Source organism: Chryseobacterium sp. JM1 (genome assembly GCF_000737715.1).
Lineage (GTDB): Bacteria > Bacteroidota > Bacteroidia > Flavobacteriales > Weeksellaceae > Chryseobacterium.
Map to the genome: position 1 here is coordinate 250,667 of NZ_JPRN01000005.1, position 21,228 is coordinate 271,894.

A 21,228-nucleotide genomic window follows, 5' to 3' on the forward strand; every position below is an offset into this window, starting at 1 on the left:
CTACTACTAAAAAAATTTATTTAATGATGAGTTTTTGGTTGTATGCTCCTTTTGGCGAGTTGATATTGATCATATAAACACCTTTAGAAACATTTAAATTAAATTCTTTGGTGAAATCTCCATTGCTTTGGTAAGCATCTGAAGAGATCAGTCTGCCCGCAGAATCAAACACGGTCACTTTCATTTCTCCTTTTATATTTCTGGATTTAATGAAGAACTTGCCGTCACTTGGATTAGGATAAATTCTGATGTCATCTGCCAGCGGAGAAGAAGTTTCTTTTGTCCCAAGTGTTTTTGTCTGTTGTGTACATACCTCAAGAGACCATCCTGTAATGGTTCCAGTACTTCCCGGATTGTTATCCGTTGCAAAAAGCTTCCATTCTCCCTGAGCTTTATGACCTTTAAAAATCTCTAAAGACTCGAATGATCTGGTCTCTCCCTGAACAGGTGATGCACATGCCACTGCAGCTCCGGCATCACTGAATGATGCGGTGATTCCTGAACTGTTCGGGCAGCTTCTGCTCCATATTAATGCTGAAGAACCTACCGGACTTTGAATACCGATGGCAAGGTGTCTTACATTGGGATGGGTAACAGCCGGAGTAACTTTAATTCTAGTGATCGTTCCGGTATTATTAACCATTAAAGGAGCATTAACTATCGGTGCAGAAATATTTGATCCACCCGGTCCGTCCGTAATAGCTACAGGACTTCCATTATAAGTATAGGTTGTACAGGCTTCATCAGTCACTGAATAATCAATAACAAAACTTGGGCTCACTGCATAATAAATATTCCCTACAGCTTCTATCATGATAAAGGCATTGGCTGAGGAAGATCCTGCGGGAACCGTTACCTGCTCACTTCCGTCATTAGCCGTATTGGCTGCAATAGTGGTAAAAGTCAAGCCACCGTCTGTAGATAATTTAATATTAACATTGGCTGTATTGATCGGGGCCGCATTGGTAGCCGCCACATCCCAGGTTACATTAAATGATGCTCCTGAAGCCAATGACTGTCCGAATGTAGGAGCAGTCACTTTAAAAGGACCAGCTGTTGCATTCACTGTTACAATCATATCATCTTTGGTCGTTTGCGGATCAACCGGGTTATTGGTTCTCAGGGTAACGTTGAAATTAAGACTTCTGGCTACGCTGGAAACAGACTCCCATCTTGTCGTTAACACTCCCGCAAGGACTTTATTAAAATCCGGAAGATAACGTACCGGGCTGCTTACAGGAATTACAGATCTGAAATTAGGCCCCGCCGGTTTGGTAAGGTATGCTATAGAATTAGCATCTGTTTCAGGATCTCCTGCAGCATCCATCTGCTCCCATGTGTAGGTATAAGAGGCAGAGTTCACATCCGTTGTCGTTGCTTTTAATACATAAGGGGTAGATTTAGGAATGGTATAATCCAGACCTGCATTCACAACAGGGGCAGGATTTACAAAAGGAGTATTGGTACCGCAGGCGGCATTAGTGATCGTATTCTTGATTTCTGTAACGTTAAAAGCATGAAAATAATCATTGGAATTAAACTGAACATCATCATTATCTCCCATAATCCCGGTATAAGCCATAATCGTTGTTCCGCTTCCTGGTTCTGTTTCAGACGTACCGGAACCATCAAGATATAAAGAGAAGGTGTGATTAGCTCCCATCTGATGCCCCATTTCGTGAGCAAGATAGTCTATATCAAAAGTGTCTCCTTCCGGAAAATTACACGACGTATATCCTCTTGCTTTTTGATTATTGATGCATATGACACCTAAGCCTGCGACTCCGTTTGCATTTCTTTTATCTATCAAATGTCCCATGTCATAATCTGTCGCCGGAATACGGGCAGATATTGCCGTCTGTGCAGAACCAGTCCCGAAAGAAGTATACGGATCGGTTGCAGGATCTAAAAATATAACGGCTTCATTATTGGCAATCAGATTAAAATGCACAGACAGATCTTTTTCAAAAACACTGTTCAGTCTGGTAAGAGTGGCGTTCATAGCAGCAAGAATCACCGCTTTTTTCTGAGCATCTGTAGCGCCTGCCGGAGTATTGGTAGCCGTTAAATGATACTGTGCATATTCTCCCGTACAGGATAATGCCAGTCTGAAAACATTGAAACCTGCCAGTTTTTTATTGGTGCCGCCATTCTGTAGTCCTAATGCGGTTTTCTGCAAATCTTCCTTGGTAGCACATTCAAACGGTTCGTTTTCCTGACCTCTTTTCGCTTTTGAGTCAAAGACTGCGTACACAGCCCGGTCTTCGGAATAAGGCTCAATAAATTCTGAAATACCGGACCTTGTGATCATGGATGAAAATCCTGCCGGAGACATACTGAACCTTAAGTATACAGAAGGGTCATTGACACTGGTTCCTGCATATGATTTGATATCCGGATATTTTTTTTGAAGCTCGGCATCCATATTGGAAGATTCCCAAACCTGGAATTTTTCAATTTTTCCTTCCGCTGTAGGAAGCGAAATGATGACTCCCTTTGATCTGGAAAAGCGCTCAGGAGTATTTTTCAGTGCAGTTCTCAACTGATCGGCATCTAATGAATACAGAGCCGAAAACTTCAGTTTTTCCTGTGCTGTCCTGACTTTCTGAGACTTCAGCTCTGTTTTTCTCCACTGTGATGATCCTAAAAAGGGGATCATTGACAATGCAATAAATAAGTAAAATTTCATATCTATAATTTTGAAGATGATTATGTTAAAATTTTAATATAAAGATTCCTTTACGAGGATTTAAATACACAATTAAACTTAAATCTCTACACACTTGTAAATGTTTTACAAAAAAAGCGAAAAATTCAATACAAAACACACAAAATCAACAACATACAAGCCTATTTATTAATATTTTTCATAATTAACATAAATAATTCTCTATAAATAGAAATAGATTAATAATTTTTAATTAATTAAGGAATAAAAGAGAAAAAAATTCAAAATCGTTTTAAATGATTAATAACCTTCCATTATTTTAAATTCATTTTATAAAAAATAGCCTTTGCAAAGCTTGAGAAAAAAGCATAAAAAAAGACCGTCACTGACAGTCTTTTCTATGTTATAGTTAATTATAAAAGATATTTATCTGGTTCCCCTTACTCTGGTGGGTAAAGTGTATACAGATTTTGAAGCGGTGATGAATAAAATATCATTGTTTTCACCCCCAAAAGTGACATTTGACGTCCATTCCTCTTCAATAGGAATATGGTACAGTTTCTTTCCGTGGCGGTTAAAAATATGCACTCCTTTTCCTGTTAAATAGAGATTCCCGTGCTTATCCAGTGTCATTCCGTCTGACCCCATCTCGCAGAACAGTCTTCTTTCTGATAACTTTCCTTCTCCAAGAATGTCATAAACATAGGTTTTTCCGGCATCGATATCTGAAATATACAGTTTTTTAAAGATCTCACTTCCCACAATTCCGTTGGGCTGTACAAAGGTTTCCATCTTAATGGTTTTTCCATCCTTTGTTCTGTAATAAAGGCTTTTGTGCGCAATTTCCTGTTTGAAATTTATCCAGTAATCCCTTTTGTACAAAGGATCTGTAAAATACATTCCCCCGGAAGCATCGTTCCATACATCATTAGGTCCGTTGAACCTTTTTCCTTCAAAACCTTTCAGGATGACTTCTACTTTTTTGTCTTTTGAAATTTTCCAGATTTCTCCCTGGTCATCGGAACAGGTGATGAGGTTTCCGTCTTTATCGAAATGGGTTCCGTTGGCCCTACCCGTCTTTCCCAAAAACTCTATGACCTTATTGGTTTTCCAGTCCCAGTAATAGATTTTGTCATTAGGCTGGTCAGTGAAATAAACATTTCCATGTTGATCCGAAGACGGTCCTTCTGTAAAAGTGAATTGATCCGACACTTTCTCCGGCTGTACATCTTCATAAAACATTTTGTTATAATTTACTGATTGACAGCTTACCAATGCGAAAACCAAACCAATCACGCTTATTCTGCATATATTTTTCATTCTTCAACTTTAAGGCCTTCAAATTTACAATTTGTAAAATAAAATTCCCTTTGTTTAAGCGGTAAAAATTACATTAGTTTTTCAGAGTTCCTTTTAAATAGTTAATTCCAGCTTCCAGCTGAGAATCAAACTTCACAGGATATAAAGTATCATTCAGATTTCTTTCTATAAAATTATGCGGCTTAATTCCGACTCCTATAAATTCTTCACCATCCGGCAGGGTCACCTTTTTGGTACATATAATGGCAGAGCCATTTCCCGGCAGTTCTATCTGAAGAGGCTGGCCTGTACTTCCATTGGAGTACTCGCCCACTCTGGTTATATTTTTCTGATTATAGAGATAAATCAAAAAGTCTTCGGCAGCTGAAGCCGTTAAAACACTTGTCAGCACAACGGTAGGAACGTTCAGCTTTTCTACAGGCTCTATTACCTGAGGTTTGTATTCGAATTCATGAAACTTGCTCCCTGAATAGGCCTTAAACAAATCAGTGGTTTCCTGCTTTGAAAGTCCCCACTCTGCTTTTCCAGCAATCGTATCTTTTGGTGTGAGAAAAGAACCAAGAGCTCTTTCTGTCGGAATAATCTTTCTGCTGTAGTTTTTCGCACCATAAATAGTATCTCCTTTGACAAAATATTTTGCAATATTTTTTGAGTTTTTCGAACTGCCGCCGCCGTTATTTCTGATATCCAGAATAATTCCTTTTGCATTCTTAAGTTCAGTCAGCCTGGATTCGAAATCTTTCACAACCGAAGAGTTCTCAAAGCTGCTGATCTTTACATAGGCAATATTATTTTTCAGCCATTTGAATTCAAAAAGCGACTGATTGGGCAGCGCCTCGGGATTGACAGCAGTTTCCTCTGTTTTTGAATGGATAAGATGCAGCTTTTTGATTTCTCCTTTTGGAGTTTTGATTTCCACATCGTAAGTGTCTCCACCCAGCCCTTCCAACAGATTCAACCCTGCTTTAAAATTGAGATAACTCACGGTAGAAGAGGAAATATAAGGCTTAACGAATTTATCCTGGTATTCAGCTGTAGACAAACCGTTCACTTTAATGATCTCACTTCCCAACGGAATCTCTTTTTCTTTGCTTTTATTGGTCCCGATCACATACACCTTTCCCTGCACATTCATCAGAAAAAGCCTGTATTCTCCAAACATAGAAACCATGATCTTATTTTCGATATCCTCCGGAAAATAAACCTGTGTATGTCCGTCTTTTAAAACAGCACATAATTTTTTAAGTTCTTTATAATACTGGTAATCGTTTTCCGTTTTCTGAATGCTTACAATAGCTTCTCTATAAGCTTTATCCCATTTGGACTGATCTGTTTTGTACAGATAGACAAAATTGTATTCCACATCGCTCCAGAATTTAGACAATCCATAGATTTTCTCATTAAGCGTCAGTTTATTTGGAATCTGAGCCGATAATGCTGAACAAATGAACAACAGGAGGCATACAATAGAAATTTTATTTTTCACGGAAATCTTGTTTAGTAAAACCCGCCAAAGTGGAAAACTTCATAAAAAATGAAATGTAAATCTGCCTTTCCCCGGGTAGGGCTAAACTACGAAAAAAAAGAATTGAAAACTCTGGATTTCAACTACTTCTAAAAATATAATAATTTTCTTGAACAATCATCTCTACGACAAAGCGCAATGTCTCAATTGTCCTATTTTGGAAGCAGATGGTATTAGTTAAAAAACAGTTTTATGCGGACCTTTGCCATGGTAAGATCAACCCTCCTTTTTCCTTTGTAAAACTGACTGAAAAACTAGCTTGATCCGATCTCAAATATCACCTTAATACTTTTTTAACTTAACAAAAGTACCGCAATGAGTGCAGAAGCAGGCAACAGCCAATTTGTAGAAATAGAAAACGATACGTTCAGGAATTCGGTGGGAACCATGGACGAAACGGGCAAAAGAAAATGGGTCTTTCCACGAAAACCAAAAGGAAAATATACCAACTACAGGAATTATGCGAGCTACGCTATGCTTGCTATATTTTTCGGGCTGCCATTTGTAAAGATCAACGGCAATCCTTTTCTGCTGGTCAATGTGATTGACAGAAGGTTTTTCATCCTGGGACAACCGTTTTACCTTCAGGATTTCTTTATCCTCGCACTGGGAGCCGTTACTTCTGTGATCTTCGTAATGCTTTTCACCGTGGTTTTTGGAAGAATATTCTGTGGATGGCTATGTCCTCAGACACTTTTTATGGAAATGGTTTTCCGGAAAATTGAATACCTGATCGAAGGTGACAGAAACAAGCAGATGAAGCTGGACAGACAGGAATGGGACACTGAAAAAATCAGAAAAAGGCTGTTAAAATGGTCTGTTTTTGCCTTAATTTCACTGATCATCGCTCACGTTATGTTCATGTATATTGTAGGTTACGAAGAATTGTTCCGGATTATGAATGAAGGGCCGCAGGAGCATCCCCTGAAATTCATTACCATGATATTTTTCACCATGACGTTCTACTTTGTTTTCGCATGGCTCCGCGAGCAGGTCTGTACATTGGTATGCCCGTACGGAAGACTTCAGGGCGTGCTGATCGACAAACAGACGATCAATGTCTATTATGATTTCAAAAGAGGAGAAGGCCGTTCAAAATGGAGAAATAATGAAGATCGTAAAGCCGCAGGAAAAGGGGACTGTATCGATTGCCATCAGTGTGTCGTAGTCTGCCCTACCGGTATTGACATCAGAAACGGGCAGCAGCTGGAATGTGTGAACTGTACAGCGTGTATAGATGCCTGCGATGAAGTGATGGAGAAGGTAGGACTTCCAAAAGGACTGGTCCGCTATGCCACAGAAGCAGAAATTGAAAACCAGGACAGTTTCAAATTCACCTCAAGAATGAAAGCGACGACGGTGTTTTTAGCCCTGCTCATCGGATTCTTAGGCTTCTTGATGTATGACCGTGGATCTATGGAAGCAAAATTCATTAAACCGGCAGGTTCTACGTTCTTTATCAAAGACGGTAAGATCACCAATACTTTTATTTATACCCTTTTAAATAAATCCAACGAGAAAAAGACCCTGACCATTAAAGTAATGACTCCGGCGCATGCAGAAATCACGTATTTCGGTTCTGAAAAGATCATCTTGAAAGGGGATGAAATTCTGAAAGGAAACATCAATATCACCTTCCCGGAAGAAGACATTAAATTCTCAAAACAAAATATGGTTATCGGGGTATTTGATGAAAAAGGAGAAATGCTGGATTCATTTGAGACAACATTTGAGGGGCCGTTTAAGCTTATGTTGTAGAGTAAAAGAATCAAGAGACAAGAGCCAAGAATCTAGATTTTAGATTTTAGACTGAAGATGTGGGATAAAGAATAAGGGACGCCAAATTAATATTGCAGACCTCTATTAACTTCCCTCTTCGGGCTTCAGGCTTCCCTCCTTTAAACATTAAACCTTGTATTTTCTCATAAACTGAGTAGGAGTCATTCCGGAGCTTTTCCGGAATACTCTTACAAAGTAGGAATATTCTTCATATCCGAGTCTGAAAGCAATTTCCACGAGACTTTCATCGAGATACATCAGCATTCTTTTGGCTTCCAGAACTACTCTTTCAGTAATGACATCGGTTGCTGTTTTCTGAACGACAGTCTGTGCGATCCGATTCAGGTGTTTGGGGGTAATTCCCAGTAATGATGCATAGTGAGATATAGATTTATGAGCTGTAAAATGCTGCTCTATCAGATTTTCAAAATCCTGATAATGTTTAAAATAAGAAAGGCTGGCGGATGAAGAACGCATCTCAATATCTTTCGAAAACAGTCTTGTTGCATTAATGAAAACCTGCGACATCAGGGAAAGAATAAATCCTTCCTTCATCACGGACTGAGACTGATGTTCTTTTCCCAGTTCCTGAAATAAACTGTCCGTTTTCATCAATTCTCCAGCATCGAGCTGCAGTTTACGGGGAAAAGATACGGAACCGAAAAAGGGAAAATTCCTCAATTTCTGGCTTACGTAATGCATTTCATAAAACTCCTGCGAGCAGAAAAAAATATACCCGTCAATATCTTCCGAAAGTTCCCAGCTGTGGATCTGTCCCGGAGACAGGAAGAAAAGACTTCCTTCAGACACCTCATATTTCTGGAAATCAATCTCATGAGTTCCTTTTCCCTTTGTAAAGAGAACAGCCGCGTAAAAGTCGTGGCGATGCGGTTTTTCAATATGACGGTGACCTACTACCAGATGTTCTTTCATGGTATTGAAATAAAAATCTGAAGTATTCCTGCCGGACTGGAAAAGCTCGATATGAAGAACAGAGATAGAATTCATTCGGATAATAAACAGATGGTAGTTATTGTATAAAAGTACTGCAAAAAGAGAGACAACGCAAATGGACATAAAAAAGGACCGGTTTTCACCAGTCCTTAATTCATAAGCTATGCATCTGTTATTTGATCACAAGCTTTGTACTGTAAGCTCCTTTTGAAGAATTAATGCTGATCACATACACGCCTTTCGGAACGTTCACATTAAACTCTTTTGTGCTGTTGCCTTCACTCTGATAGGCAGATGAAAATACTATTCTTCCGCTGGCATCAAACATTCCCACTTTCACTTCTCCTTTTAAGTTTCTAGACTTAATGAAGAAATTACCGTCACTTGGATTAGGATAAATTTTGATATCATCCGCCAATGGAGAAGAAACTTCATGGGTTCCCAGTGTCTGGGTTTCTCTTGTACATACTTCCAGAGACCATGCTGTAACTGTTCCTGCACTTCCTGCATTATTGTCTGTAGCAAAGAGTTTCCATTCTCCCTGAGCTTTATGTCCTTTAAATATCGCTAAAGATTCATTTGATTTCGTTTCTCCCGCAAGAGGTGATGCACAAGCCACCGCACTCCCCGTCTCACTGAATGAAGCCGTAATTCCTGACTGCCCGGAGCATTGTCTGTTCCAGAAAAGAGCTGAAGATCCGACCGGACTTTCAATTCCTATAGCTAGCTGACTGATGTTCGGATGGGTAACAGACGGTGTCACTTTTATTTTAGTAATGGTTCCCGTATTGTTGACGATTAAAGGAATGTTTATTCTGGGTGCAGAGATACCTGTACCGCCTGGACCATCTGTAATGGCTACAGCCGGGCCGCTGTACGTATAGGTATTACATGTTTCGCCTGTTACGTTATAATCTATAACAAAACTTGGACTTACCGCATAATACACATTTCCTACTGACTCTACCAATATATAGGCATTGGCAGACATAGATCCTGCCGGTATTGTTACCTGCTCATTTCCGTCATTGGCAGTGTTGGCAGCTATTGTCGTAAAGGTCTGTCCACCATCTTTAGATAGTTTAATATTAACATTAGCTGTGCTTACAGGAGCCTGATTGGTATTGGCAACATCCCAGGTCACATTAATGTTTCCTCCTGAAGATAATGACTGTCCGAATATGGGGGCTGTCACCTGAAAAGGACCGGATGCTGCATCAACTGTTAAAACCGTAGCATCTTTCGAAACCTGTGGCTGCGCCGGACTGTTGTTTCTTACCGTAGCTGCAAAATTAAGGCTTCTGGCTACACTTGAAACCGATTCCCAACGGGTTGATAAAACGCCTGCCAGTACTTTATTGAAATCAGGGAAATATCTTACCGGAGAACTTGTTGGGGTAAAAGATCTGAAAGTAGGTCCCGTTGGTTTTGTTGGATAAGCTATTGAAATATCCCCTGCCCCGATCTGAGCAGCAGCAGCCTGATCTGCCTGTTCCCAAGTATACGTATAAGAAGCGGTATTGGCATCTGCTGAGGTTGCTTTTAGGACAAATGGGGTAGATTTAGGAATGGTATAATCTGCGCCGGCATTAACATCCGGAGCAGGATTTGCAAAAGGCGTATTGACCCCACAGACAATACTGTTGATTTTATTTTTAATCTGGGTAACACTGTTGGTATGGAAATAATCATTGGAATTAAACTGAACATCAGAAGCCGTTGTAATTCCCGTGTACGCCATAATAGTGCTGCCACTTCCCGGCTCCACTCTCTGATCTGCCTGTGAAGATCTGTAGGTATAAGAATGCCCTGCACCCAGCTGGTGTCCCATTTCGTGAGCTACGTAATCTATATCAAACTTATCTCCTTCCGGAAAATTATGGGCAGTCCATCCCGCTCCTTTTGAGTTGTTGTTGCAGATAACGCCTACACCGGCAGATCCGTTACCTCCTTTTTTATCTATTAAATGACCCATGTCATAATTCTCAGTCGCAATTCTTGAAGAAATCTGAGCGTGAGCTTCATTCGGGCCTCCATTGGTATAAGGGTCCGTAGCCGGATCTAAAAATATAATGGTGTCATTACTGGCTATAAGGTTAAAATGAAAGGACAGGTCTTTTTCGAAAACACTGTTCAGCCTTGTCAGTGATGCATTCATTGCAGCAAGGATCACTGCTTTTTTTTCGGCATCTGTAGCCGTAGCAGGAGTGCCTGCAGCCGTTAAATGATACTGTGCATATTCTCCCGTACAGGATAATGCCAGTCTGAAAATATTAAAACCTGCTGTTTTCTTATTGACACTTTCGCTTTTTTTTTCAGCCCCGTTTTTCTCTGCTTCTTCTATCACAGAGCATTCAAATGGTTCTTTATCCTGCCCTCTTCTTGCATTGGAATCAAAAACAGCGTATACGGTTCTGTCTTCGGTATAAGGTTCAATGAATTCGGAAAGACCGGATCTGGTGATCATAGAAGAAAATCCTACAGGTGACATACTGAATCTCAGATATACAGAAGGATCATCTACCCCGGTTCCTACGTAGGATTTGATATCCGGATATTTTTTCTGAAGAGCCGGATCCATATTGGAAGATTCCCAAACCTGAAATTTTTCAATCTTTCCATCTGCTGTAGGAAGTGATATGATCACACCTTTAGATCCGGAAAAACGATCAGAGGCACCTCTCAGTGAAAGTTTAAGCTGATTGGCATCCAGTGAATATAAAGCCGAATATTCCAGTTTTTCCTGAGACGCCTTGACTTTCTGTGTCCTCACAGAAGTTTTAGTCCATTGTGCTGCTCCTAAAAAAGGAAGAAGCACCATGGAAAGGAAGAAGTAGTTTTTCATAAAATAATATTTTTTTAGTGTAAGTCAAATTAACAAAAAAATAATAACATAAAAGGCTCATTTCATGACAATTATAGATTAAATCATCAAAATAAATCCTATATTAATCATAATCTTAGATTTTATAAAAAAAATACATACAATATTCGTAATTATAGAAATTATTACTTACATCATTATCTTCATCTATTTTGTGAAAAAAATATTGCAGTAACAACTATTTACCCGCGCATATTTGCATCAGAGTTTAAAAAATATTTATCTTTGGCTTTTAGGATTCATACAATGAAGATAAATTTACCTGACAAACTGTATTATTCAATAGGAGAAGTGGCAAAAGCTTTTGATGTAAACACTTCACTGATACGGTATTGGGAACAGGAATTCCCTATCATCAAGCCTAAAAAGAACAAGAAAGGTAACCGCTATTTCACCCCGGAAGATATTAAGAACCTTCAGATGATCTACCATCTGGTCAAGGAAAAAGGCTATACGCTGGATGGCGCAAGAATCGCTCTAACCACCAACAGCAAGATTTCTGAAACGGTGACCATCATTGACCGTCTTGAATTTATAAAGGCTGAGCTCCAGAAACTGAAAGCTTCCCTCGCAGACAGAGATTCCGAATAAATAGTATCACATCATAAAAAGCATCTTTAAAGGATGTTTTTGTTTTTCAACCGCCCCATTATTTTCTTCATTTATTTAAATCATTCTATCTGAAAAGCATTCAAATGTAAAATAAAAACTATTTATAAGTATTTGTTGTACAAAACAATGCATTATCCTACAGTCCATTGCCCCGATTTGTTTTTATTGATAAGTTTACGGGATGATGAGAAAAAATGATTACCGGAAACTGGCATTGATGGGAACGTTGATGATCGTCCTTCTTGCCTTTCAAAACTACACCGGCAGGGAAAAAGAGACATTTCCTGAGGTTAGATTTATTACAGAAACTTCAGTTCCTTTGAATCTGACAGACTTTGATCCTAATGAACTGGATGCAAAACAGTGGGAACATTTAGGATTTTCTGAAAAGCAGGTGGCTACCCTTCTCAATTATAAAAAGATCGTAGGAGGTCAGTTTAGTTCGAAAGCCCAATTTAAGAAATGCTACGCCGTTTCTCCTGAAAAATTTGCAGAGCTGGAATCTTATCTGTTACTTCCTGAGACACCCAAAGACAATTCTTCTGGGAAGTTTAAAAATTATGAAAAGAAAGAGATCATTGTCTCCCGAAAGTTCAATCCGGATGGATTTTCTGCTGCTGACTGGATAAAAATAGGTTTCAGTGAAAAACAGGCGGAAGCCATTCTAAAGTATAAAAATTATTTAGGGGGAAGCTTTGCCAGTAAGGAAAAATTCAAAGAATGTTTTATTATCTCTTCTGAAAATTACAGCAAGCTGGAACCTTATATACTTCTTCCTTCAAAAACACCCGACTATTTTAAAAATTCAACTAAAAATTATGCTGTAAAATCTAACATTCAATACCGCAATTTTGATCCGAATACGACAGATTTAGAGGGCTGGAAGGCATTAGGATTTTCGGAAAGACAGGCTCAGACAATTGTCAACTACCGTGACAGAAATCTTGGGGGAAGTTTTAAGACACCGGAAGATCTTCAGAAATGTTTTGTCATCTCTACAGAGAAATTTCAGGAATTAAAACCTTATATTAAACTCAATTCTGACCTGAACAAAAAAAAGGAAGCCAGACAGGAAACTGATTTTTCAAAGATGGATCTTAATTCCATTACGTTTAAGCAGCTGATGGAATTTGGGCTGGATGAAAGAAGCGCCGGTTCTATATTGGGATTCCGGAAAAAACTGGGAGGCTTTGTCAATAAGCAACAGATCATGGACACCTACAATATTGATAAAGAAATTGTACAGAAACTGATCTCCACCTGTCAGCTCAACACGTCAAACGTTGCCAAATATTCTCTGACCGATGCTCCCGAAGAATGGCTGAATAGCCATCCGTATTTTAAATATTCAGCAGATAAAATCATCTTTTACCGGACCAGTAATTTTGATGATGCGAAAATCTGGAAAATGCTTAAACTGAAACCTGAATATGAGACAAGGATGAAACTTTATGTGAAATAGTGATAAGTTATGAGTTATAAATTATGTGTGAAAATGCGACTCATAATTTATAACTCATAATTCGTAATTCTACTCCGCAGTTTTAGTAGATTCTGAAAGTAAGTTATTAAGCGAATTGAATTCCTCATCTGTAAGCTCACGCCATTTTCCAACGGGAAGATCCAGTTTGATGTTCATGATACGGATACGTTTAAGCTTTTTTACTTCATAACCAAGGTATTCGCACATTCTTCGGATCTGTCTGTTCAGTCCCTGAGTAAGAATAATACGGAATGTCATATCATCGATTCTTTCCACATCACATTTTTTAGTGACGGTATCCAGAATAGGAACACCATTCCTCATTTTATCAAGGAATTTAGGAGACATAGGCTTGTCAAGACGTACGATGTATTCTTTTTCGTGGTTGTTTCTTGCTCTGAGGATTTTGTTTACAATATCGCCGTCACTGGTCAGCAGGATTAAACCTTCACTCGGTTTGTCCAGCCTTCCGATCGGGAAAATCCTTTTCGGGTAGTTGATATAGTCTACGATATTGTTTTTTTCACGTTTGGTGTCTGTGGTGCAGACAATCCCCACGGGTTTATTAAAAGCGATATAAACAGGCTTATCCTGCGGCTCACGGATAGGTTTCCCATCCACTTCCACCACATCTTCATCGGAAACTTTTGTACCCATCTCAGGAACCTTTCCATTAATCGTAATTCTTCCTTCTTCCAAAAGTTTATCTGCCGCTCTTCTTGAACAGTAGCCTACTTCTGATAAATATTTATTGATGCGCGTTTTTTCCATTAGTCTTCTCCGTAACCTGTATAATTTTTATTGCTGAAAATGGTAATTCCATAGCTTAAGCCAATGAAAAAGCCATTTGATTTCCCGTTGAGCTGATATCCTTCAAACGTAATTCCCCCTTCCTGGCTCAGCCTTTTTGAATAAGAAACCATGATTCCAAGCCTTGCACCCCAAAATTCAGAATCTGAAATTGCTGAATGATTAAGCTGCTTTCCGTAATTTAAATCAATATAAAAAGGACGGTCGCCCGGGCTGAATATGATCTTTGGCTGAATCATCCAGTATACCAGATGATAATTATCTTCTATAAAACTGTATTTCAATCCGGTTCCTAGTGCAAAGTTAGGAAGAAAATTGTAACCTCCAATGGCTGTAATGCCATATGTTATTTTACCCACTCGTTTCGGTTCGATATACTGCGAATTGCTGATCTGATTATCTTTAGTCTGAAGATTCAGGCCTACATTCAGTGATGGATTCACATAAAACCCCATTTTTTCTTTCTTTGTCTCTTTTTCCTGCGAAAAAAAAACTACAGAAGATAAGAGCCCCAAAACAAGGAGTAAATTTTTTATCATAAGCCTTCAAATCTGTATTCGTTTTCCAGAAAATCAGTCGTTGCATTTTCAATGGTATAATCTCCGATTTTTGTACGTCTGAGCTGGGTCAGATAAGCACCTACCTCCAGTTCCTGTCCGATATCGTGAGCCAGACTTCTGATATAGGTTCCTTTTGAACATCCTACTGTAAAGCTGACCAAAGGAAGATCGATCTTAATATCATTGATATAGAAAATCGTAGTTTTTCTGGATTTCATTTCCACTTCTTCGCCTGCTCTTGCCAGGTTATAGGCTCTTTGTCCGTCTATCTTGATCGCTGAATACACAGGAGGTTTCTGCTCGATTTCTCCAACAAATTTTTCCAGTGCCTCATTGATCTGCTCTTCCGTGATGTGGGCAAAATCCTGCTGAAGGATTTCCGGCTTTTCCGTATCATAGGATTCTGTCTGAACGCCTATTTTGATCTCGGTCCAGTATTCTTTAGGAGCATCCTGAATCTCAGGAATTTTCTTGGTGAATTTTCCACAGCAGACAATAAGAAGCCCCGTAGCTCTCGGGTCCAAAGTTCCTGCGTGGCCTATTTTAAATTTCTTGGGAAGATTAAACTCTCTTTTGAGCTTATATTTCATTTTATTGACAGCCTGGAAAGAAGTCCAGTCCAGAGGTTTGTCCAATAAAAACACATATCCTGATTGCAGTTCTTCAGCTGTCATTATTCTGTAATTTCGGTGATACTTACTAAGCTGGGAAGCTTATTGACTCTCTGTTTGCAGTCGGGACCGTTTTCTACATTCACAAAGCATTTTTTATCTCCGATGAAGTAGTAGATATTGTGAAACGGATATACAGAACTATTCGGAACAATATTTACGGTATAATTTTCCGGTAAATTAAATTTATAGCTGGTCTTATTAATCGCTGTAATTTTCTGGCTGTAACATTTTCCATCCTTGGAATACTCCATAAAAGCTTTGTGATCCAGTTTTTCATCCGGTACAAGCTCTTTACAGATCAGTAAATCCTGAGCCGTCGTATTCTTCTCTTTAAGCTCTACCACAAACTCTATTCTTTCTTTCGTATTATTTTTCACGAACAGCGTGTGTGCAGGAGTGCACGAAACAATTAATCCGGAAAAAGCCAGTATTTTTAGAATATTATTTTTCATACTCTTACTTAAAGAAATAGAAATAGATCAACAGGGCAATCCCTACGAAAATACGGTACCATCCCCAAGGTTTGAAACCATATTTGTTCAACACCCCGATAAATGCTTTAATCGCGATCAGTGCGACAATAAATGCTACAATATTTCCAATCACAAAGATCATGATGTGATCCTGAGATGCCATTATCATTTCATATCCTTTCTGAGGATGCGCCGTTTCTTTACCCCATGTTTTCAGGAAAACGGAATAAACCGTCACCGCCAGCATCGTTGGAACAGCTAAAAAGAATGAGAATTCTGCTGCTGCCTTTCTGGTAAGCCCCTGTGACATTCCTCCGATAATGGAAGCCGCACTACGGCTGGTTCCCGGCATCATCGCAAGACACTGCCAGAAGCCGATGGTAATGGCACTTCTTATCGTAATGCCCTTTTCATCATCAATTCTGGGATTTTTAAACCATTTGTCAGCAAAAAGAAGCACCACTCCTCCCAGTACGAGTACGGAAGAAATAGCGATCTGGTTTCCAAGAATCGCTTCAATTTTATCATCAAATAAATACCCCAAAACCAATGCAGGAACAACAGCAAAAGCAAGTTTATAATAGAACTGGATATTTTTCAGATCAAAGAACTTCTTCCAGTACGCCACCACCACAGATAAAATAGCCCCAAACTGAATGGAAACCTGAAACATTTTCAGAAATTCATCATCCTGCAGGCCCAAAAGGTTGGCCGTAAATCCCATGTGTGCCGTAGAAGAGATAGGAAGATACTCGGTAAGTCCTTCAATAATAGCAATAATAATCGCTTTGATTAAATCCATAATATTGTAAAAATTAAAAGATTAAGAGATTTTGAAATCCAGATGTTTCCGAATTCCTTAATCTCTTAATCCTTAAATAAAGTTTGTATTTATTTTCTTTTTAAAATAGCGTACACTTCTATGACGAAGCCTATCACTATGAACAGTGGTGCAATTCTGATCCTGCGGATGGAAAAAATATCGTCATTCCATGAATTGGGATCAAATTTACCATCTACGGTATTAGCATCCGGCCCCATCATCAGCAGGAATCCCACTACGATAAATGCCAGACCTATCAGCATCCACTTGAAGTTCTGCTGCCCGAAGTAAAAGGTACTTTCCTGTGTAACTTCGGTTTCTTTGCCAAACTCTGAAGCGGCCAGTTTATTTGTTTTTTTGCTCATTATTAAGAGTAATATAGATCGTCAACGTTTGATTTTAAGAATCTCCATGTAGCGAAAATGGTACTTAGGACGGAAATAAACACCCCTACTCCAAGTACTAAAATAACTAACCAGAAGTACTGATTATTGTCCTGCACGAAAGCCGAACCAATCTGACTTGTAAAATAATACCATACGCCGCCAAGCGCCAGAAGTCCAATTGCAGAACCGATAGCACCTAAAATAACAGCTTCAATGATAAACGGCTTAAGGATAAACCTTCTTTTTGCCCCAACAAGCTGCATCGTTTTGATGATAAATCTTTTAGAGAAGATCTTCAGCCTGATGGAATTGTTGATCAATACGACAGCCAGGATCAGGAAAAGAACGGAGAATCCTAAGATCCACTTTAAAATCCTGCTCAGGTTGTTGTAAACATCCACCATCAGCGTACTGTCATTTTTCACATCCACGATACCCGGAACAGATTTGATTATTTTAATCGCACCGTCTATTTTCGCTGGGTCTACGTATTCAGGCTTTAATGCCACTTCAATGGATGAAGGGAAAATATTTTCTTCAAAAAGCGCATCGCTGTCTATTCCCATGGTTTTCTTGGCTTCTTTTGCCGCCATATCCCTTGAGATGTAGGTCGCTTTTTTTACAGGAGCTAACGTCTGTACCTTTTTAAAAGTTTCTTCCTCCAGTTTTGCAATTTTCACAGAATCTTTCGCGTCATAGTTTTCATCAAAATAAGCATTTACTACCAACTGTTCTTTGATATAGTCAGAATATTTCTGGGCATTGATTAAAATAAGCCCCATTAATCCTAACAAAAATAACACTAAGGCAATACTTATTACTACTGTAATATTGCTGGACCGAAGCCTTTTCTTATTAAACTCATCTACAGATTTAGCCATTAATATTAAAATTTTTGGCTAAATTAGAAAAAAACTTCCGAAATTTGGGACGAAATTGAGAAAATCAATGTTAATAAAATCATAAAAAACTTTGAGTGTAAAAGCAAAAAAACATCTTGGACAGCACTTTCTGACAGATGAAAATATCGCGAGAAAAATCGTGGAAGGTCTTAGTTTTGAAGACTATAAAAACGTCATGGAAGTTGGTCCCGGAATGGGAGTCCTCACCAAATATCTGCTCGATAAGGATCAGACCATCTACCTTGCCGAGATTGATACAGAATCTATTGAATACCTGAAAAAGAACTATTCAAAGATTACAGAAAACACTTTTGTAGGCGATTTTCTGAAACAGGACTTCAATTTTATCAATGGAGAGCAGATCGCGATCATTGGTAATTTCCCGTACAATATTTCTTCACAGATCCTGTTTAAAATAATCGATTATTACGGACAGGTTCCTGAAATGGTAGGCATGTTCCAGAAGGAAGTCGCAGAAAGAACAGCCGCTGTGCCGAGAACTAAAGATTACGGTATTCTGTCTGTCCTGATTCAGGCGTATTACGATGTGACCTATCTGTTCACTGTCCATGAAAATGTGTTCAATCCGCCTCCGAAAGTAAAATCAGGAGTCATCAGACTTACGAGAAATCCTAAAGAAGGTTTGGCCGGGAACGAGGTTCTTTTTAAACAAATCGTGAAAGCAGGATTTAATCAGAGAAGAAAAAAACTGTCAAATTCCCTGAAAATACTGAACATTCCTGAGGCTTTAAAAACCCATGAATTTCTGGACAAAAGAGCAGAAGAGCTCAGCGTTCTGGATTTTATCGGTTTTACCAATCTCTGGAAACAAAATCAGTAAAGTCTGTTTCAAAAAACAAAAAAGCCTTTCAAGTTCTCTTGAAAGGCTTTTTCTGTATGCTTTATCTTTTATTCTCTGTTCTTAAGCATGATCCATCCGGACCAGTTCATCTGAACTTTAGACTTAGGATATTCGAAATTAAATTTGTACCAGTACGTAGCAGTAGAGAGTTTCTTCCCTCCTACAGTTCCGTCCCATACCGGTTTTTCTTTGGAGAATCTGAACATTTCCACTCCGTATCTGTCAAAGACTGATCCTGTGAAGTTTTTGAATCCAATAAGTTCTTTAAGATCCAGTACATCATTCACTCCATCGTCATTAGGGGTAATGATATTATTGATCTGCAGGGTATAGAAATCAAACGTTCCTACACAATGCGTCCCTACTCTTCTCACCTGTACCGTATAATTCGTGTTGTCTAAAAGGTTGGTGAAAATATTAGAATCCTGCCATGTAATTCCATTGTTTATAGAATATTCTAAGGTGCTTGGCGTATTGTTCATCACAGGGTTTTCTGCGATAATAGTCACTGTCTTTTTAGCACTTTCATAATTTATGGCGGTTACAAATGGAGTGGCTGCCCCTCCCACTTTCGCCGTGAATATTTTTTTACAGAATCCATTATCCACTTCTACTGTATAAACACCCCAGCTGTCTACCGTAATCGTCTGTGTGGATGCTCCTGTACTCCATAAATACTTATAATTCGGCCCTGCACCGGCATCTAAAACCACACGGTCGCCCAGACACATTTCCACATCTTTCAGAGGAGAAGTGATTTCCGGTGTAACCTCTACTCTTATGGTAGCAGGGTTCAATGAGCGGCATCCTTTTGCTCCCACTGCATAAACGGTGAATGTCGTCGTCTGATGCAGGGTTACTGTCTGCGTATTGCCTGTTCCCGGGAAGTTCACCCATTGATAGGTTACTCCTCCGTCAGCAGTCAGTGTAACGGATTCTCCGGGACATACTTTTATTCTGGAAGATTTTACACCGGCTACTGGAGTAGTTTCTTTAAGTAATTTTAATTCTATAAGCTTACTGCAGAAACCTCCGTTTGAAACTACGGTATAAAGGATCTGGCCGTCTGTACCATTATAATTTAAAATATTCTGAATGTTGTTGGTATTTTGAGCAATTGCATCTGCCTGATTAGCATAGAATTTAAATACAGCTCCGGGTGTCGGGCTTATGGATGGCATCGCATTCGTAAGGTCGAAAGTAGTAATATCCGGAGTCGCACAAAGCAGCAATGTAGCATCCTGAGCCTGCGGAGTAGTTCCTCCATGGATTTCTATACTTGCTTTCCCTGGACATGGATTTCCGGGAACACTTACTTCAATGGTGTAAATTCCCGGCTGTACGGCTGTCACACTGTTTGTGGTAGCACCCGGGATAGCAACTCCATTCAGGAACCATTTGTATAATAGGTTTGGGTCACTTACTGAAGCCGTGATCACCTGTGGTACATTATCACAGACATTGATATCTGAAGGTAAAGTAGCACCGCTCGGATCCAAAAGCTCTACGCCGATATTAAATGATCCTCCTTCCAGAAATACAGCAGAGTCATAAATGTGATCCGGAAAAGAATAAGGAGTATAATCTGCAATCACCATCTTAAAGTGATATTCCTGACCGGCCACAACAGTAGCTGTAGCCGTTAAAGGAACTGTTCTTCCTTCAAAATTGGTTTCAATATTGGTGGTATTGTACCCTCCGAAATACTGCTCATTGACTGCTGCGCATCCTCCCGGTATTGCCGGGTGAATATTGGTAACACTTACAGGTCCTGCACCACCGGGAAGTATGGCCATATTTTGATACGGTCCTCCTGCCGTAGGTCTAAGCAGAATCGCAAAAGCATCGGCATAATCACAAGGGAATCCTCCGTAGTATTCTTCAGAGGCTAAGATATAGTTAAATTTAATCTGAGAAGTTGTAGGGACAAAGTCAAACTCCAGAAGTACAGCATCTGCAAGCGTTCCGGTACCTCCAATCACCTGAGCAAGATCTGAGTCTGTTCCTCCTCCGTTATCATCTCCTAAATTTCCTTCAGGACCATTCCCTGCTCTTCTGGCTTTCCCGGTAGACAACACAATTCCATCTTTAAAAGGGAAATTGGTTGTCCCTTTATGAAAGTATCCCCAGGCTCTATCAGCATTGCTTACTGCATGGTTCGGCGTGATCTTTACATTGGTTACACTGGGTGTCACACAGGTATTTGTTCCGGAAGATATCAGAACATCCTTTACCAGCTGTGTAATAGAATATGCGGATTCCGGATAGGTTGGAACATTAACGTCAATAAAAGCTCCTGCTTTATTTGCTGCAGGAATATTTTCTTTGTGAGCGATTCTGGGCTTACCAGTTTGTGAATGTAGAAATGTCGAAGCGACTAGAAAAAATAAAAAAACTAGGAGATTTTTTCGCATAATACTTTTGTTTCAACAAATTTAATTTATTTTCAAATATACCGCGTATTTTTTACTTTTTTTTTAACATAAAAAAAACAAACCTTCCAAATATGGAAG

The 21,228-nt window shown here is 39.2% G+C and carries 17 protein-coding genes; 4 read left to right on the forward strand and 13 right to left on the reverse strand.

Going from position 1 to position 21,228, the window contains the following annotated elements; translation table 11 throughout:
* Window positions 1-16: 16 nt before the first annotated feature.
* The 3 genes from IW22_RS10895 to IW22_RS10905 form a co-directional block, all read right to left on the reverse strand.
* Entirely contained in the window at window positions 17-2,689 is a 2,673-nt protein-coding gene (locus IW22_RS10895) for a reprolysin-like metallopeptidase (RefSeq protein WP_081873936.1), read from the reverse strand.
* Between the two features lie 405 nt (window positions 2,690-3,094).
* Entirely contained in the window at window positions 3,095-3,988 is an 894-nt protein-coding gene (locus IW22_RS10900) for an SMP-30/gluconolactonase/LRE family protein (protein ID WP_034726435.1), read from the reverse strand.
* A 73-nt stretch (window positions 3,989-4,061) separates the two neighbouring features.
* Window positions 4,062-5,474, reverse strand: coding sequence for a S41 family peptidase (locus tag IW22_RS10905; protein ID WP_051891194.1), 1,413 nt, complete (start codon window positions 5,472-5,474; stop codon window positions 4,062-4,064).
* A gap of 354 nt (window positions 5,475-5,828) precedes the next feature.
* Here IW22_RS10905 and ccoG point away from each other — a divergent pair, with 354 nt between their 5' ends.
* A complete protein-coding gene (ccoG, locus tag IW22_RS10910; protein WP_034726436.1) occupies window positions 5,829-7,271 on the forward strand; it encodes a cytochrome c oxidase accessory protein CcoG in 1,443 nt (480 codons plus the stop codon).
* A gap of 147 nt (window positions 7,272-7,418) precedes the next feature.
* Here the strand turns inward: ccoG and IW22_RS10915 are convergent, their stop codons facing one another.
* Complete coding sequence (locus tag IW22_RS10915; RefSeq protein WP_228384031.1) at window positions 7,419-8,369, reverse strand: AraC family transcriptional regulator; 951 nt, start codon at window positions 8,367-8,369, stop codon at window positions 7,419-7,421.
* Between the two features lie 49 nt (window positions 8,370-8,418).
* Complete coding sequence (locus tag IW22_RS10920; RefSeq protein WP_051891195.1) at window positions 8,419-11,091, reverse strand: reprolysin-like metallopeptidase; 2,673 nt, start codon at window positions 11,089-11,091, stop codon at window positions 8,419-8,421.
* A gap of 285 nt (window positions 11,092-11,376) precedes the next feature.
* Between IW22_RS10920 and IW22_RS10925 the strand changes: the two genes are divergently transcribed.
* Window positions 11,377-11,721 (forward strand): MerR family transcriptional regulator, encoded by a 345-nt coding sequence (locus IW22_RS10925; protein WP_034704939.1) that lies wholly within the window; start codon window positions 11,377-11,379, stop codon window positions 11,719-11,721.
* Window positions 11,722-11,923: 202 nt separating this feature from the next.
* Complete coding sequence (locus IW22_RS10930; RefSeq protein ID WP_051891196.1) at window positions 11,924-13,204, forward strand: helix-hairpin-helix domain-containing protein; 1,281 nt, start codon at window positions 11,924-11,926, stop codon at window positions 13,202-13,204.
* Between the two features lie 69 nt (window positions 13,205-13,273).
* Here IW22_RS10930 and rluF read toward each other — a convergent pair whose 3' ends face one another.
* From rluF to IW22_RS10965, 7 genes are all read right to left on the reverse strand, one after another.
* On the reverse strand, window positions 13,274-13,996 hold the full coding sequence (rluF, locus tag IW22_RS10935) for a 23S rRNA pseudouridine(2604) synthase RluF (RefSeq protein WP_034726440.1): 723 nt from the start codon (window positions 13,994-13,996) through the stop codon (window positions 13,274-13,276).
* Entirely contained in the window at window positions 13,996-14,574 is a 579-nt protein-coding gene (locus tag IW22_RS23655) for a hypothetical protein (RefSeq protein ID WP_051891197.1), read from the reverse strand. Before IW22_RS23655 ends, rluF begins: the two co-directional genes overlap by 1 nt.
* The gene (truB, locus tag IW22_RS10945) at window positions 14,571-15,269 is read right to left on the reverse strand and encodes a tRNA pseudouridine(55) synthase TruB (RefSeq protein ID WP_034726441.1); all 699 of its coding nucleotides are present in this window, start codon (window positions 15,267-15,269) and stop codon (window positions 14,571-14,573) included. Before truB ends, IW22_RS23655 begins: the two co-directional genes overlap by 4 nt.
* Window positions 15,269-15,721 (reverse strand): hypothetical protein, encoded by a 453-nt coding sequence (locus tag IW22_RS10950; RefSeq protein WP_034726442.1) that lies wholly within the window; start codon window positions 15,719-15,721, stop codon window positions 15,269-15,271. The genes truB and IW22_RS10950 overlap by 1 nt, the downstream gene beginning before the upstream one ends.
* A 4-nt stretch (window positions 15,722-15,725) precedes the next feature.
* Window positions 15,726-16,544 (reverse strand): undecaprenyl-diphosphate phosphatase, encoded by an 819-nt coding sequence (locus IW22_RS10955; protein WP_034726443.1) that lies wholly within the window; start codon window positions 16,542-16,544, stop codon window positions 15,726-15,728.
* An 89-nt stretch (window positions 16,545-16,633) separates the two neighbouring features.
* Complete coding sequence (locus tag IW22_RS10960) at window positions 16,634-16,930, reverse strand: DUF3098 domain-containing protein (RefSeq protein WP_034726444.1); 297 nt, start codon at window positions 16,928-16,930, stop codon at window positions 16,634-16,636.
* 2 nt (window positions 16,931-16,932) lie between these two features.
* Window positions 16,933-17,832, reverse strand: a complete 900-nt coding sequence (locus IW22_RS10965) for a cell division protein FtsX (RefSeq protein WP_034726445.1) — start codon at window positions 17,830-17,832, stop codon at window positions 16,933-16,935.
* A 91-nt stretch (window positions 17,833-17,923) separates the two neighbouring features.
* Between IW22_RS10965 and rsmA the strand changes: the two genes are divergently transcribed.
* Window positions 17,924-18,694: a 16S rRNA (adenine(1518)-N(6)/adenine(1519)-N(6))-dimethyltransferase RsmA gene (gene rsmA, locus IW22_RS10970; protein ID WP_034726446.1), complete on the forward strand. Its 771-nt coding sequence runs from the start codon at window positions 17,924-17,926 to the stop codon at window positions 18,692-18,694.
* Between the two features lie 68 nt (window positions 18,695-18,762).
* Here rsmA and IW22_RS10975 read toward each other — a convergent pair whose 3' ends face one another.
* Window positions 18,763-21,129, reverse strand: a complete 2,367-nt coding sequence (locus tag IW22_RS10975) for a T9SS C-terminal target domain-containing protein (protein WP_034726448.1) — start codon at window positions 21,127-21,129, stop codon at window positions 18,763-18,765.
* Window positions 21,130-21,228 lie beyond the last annotated feature (99 nt).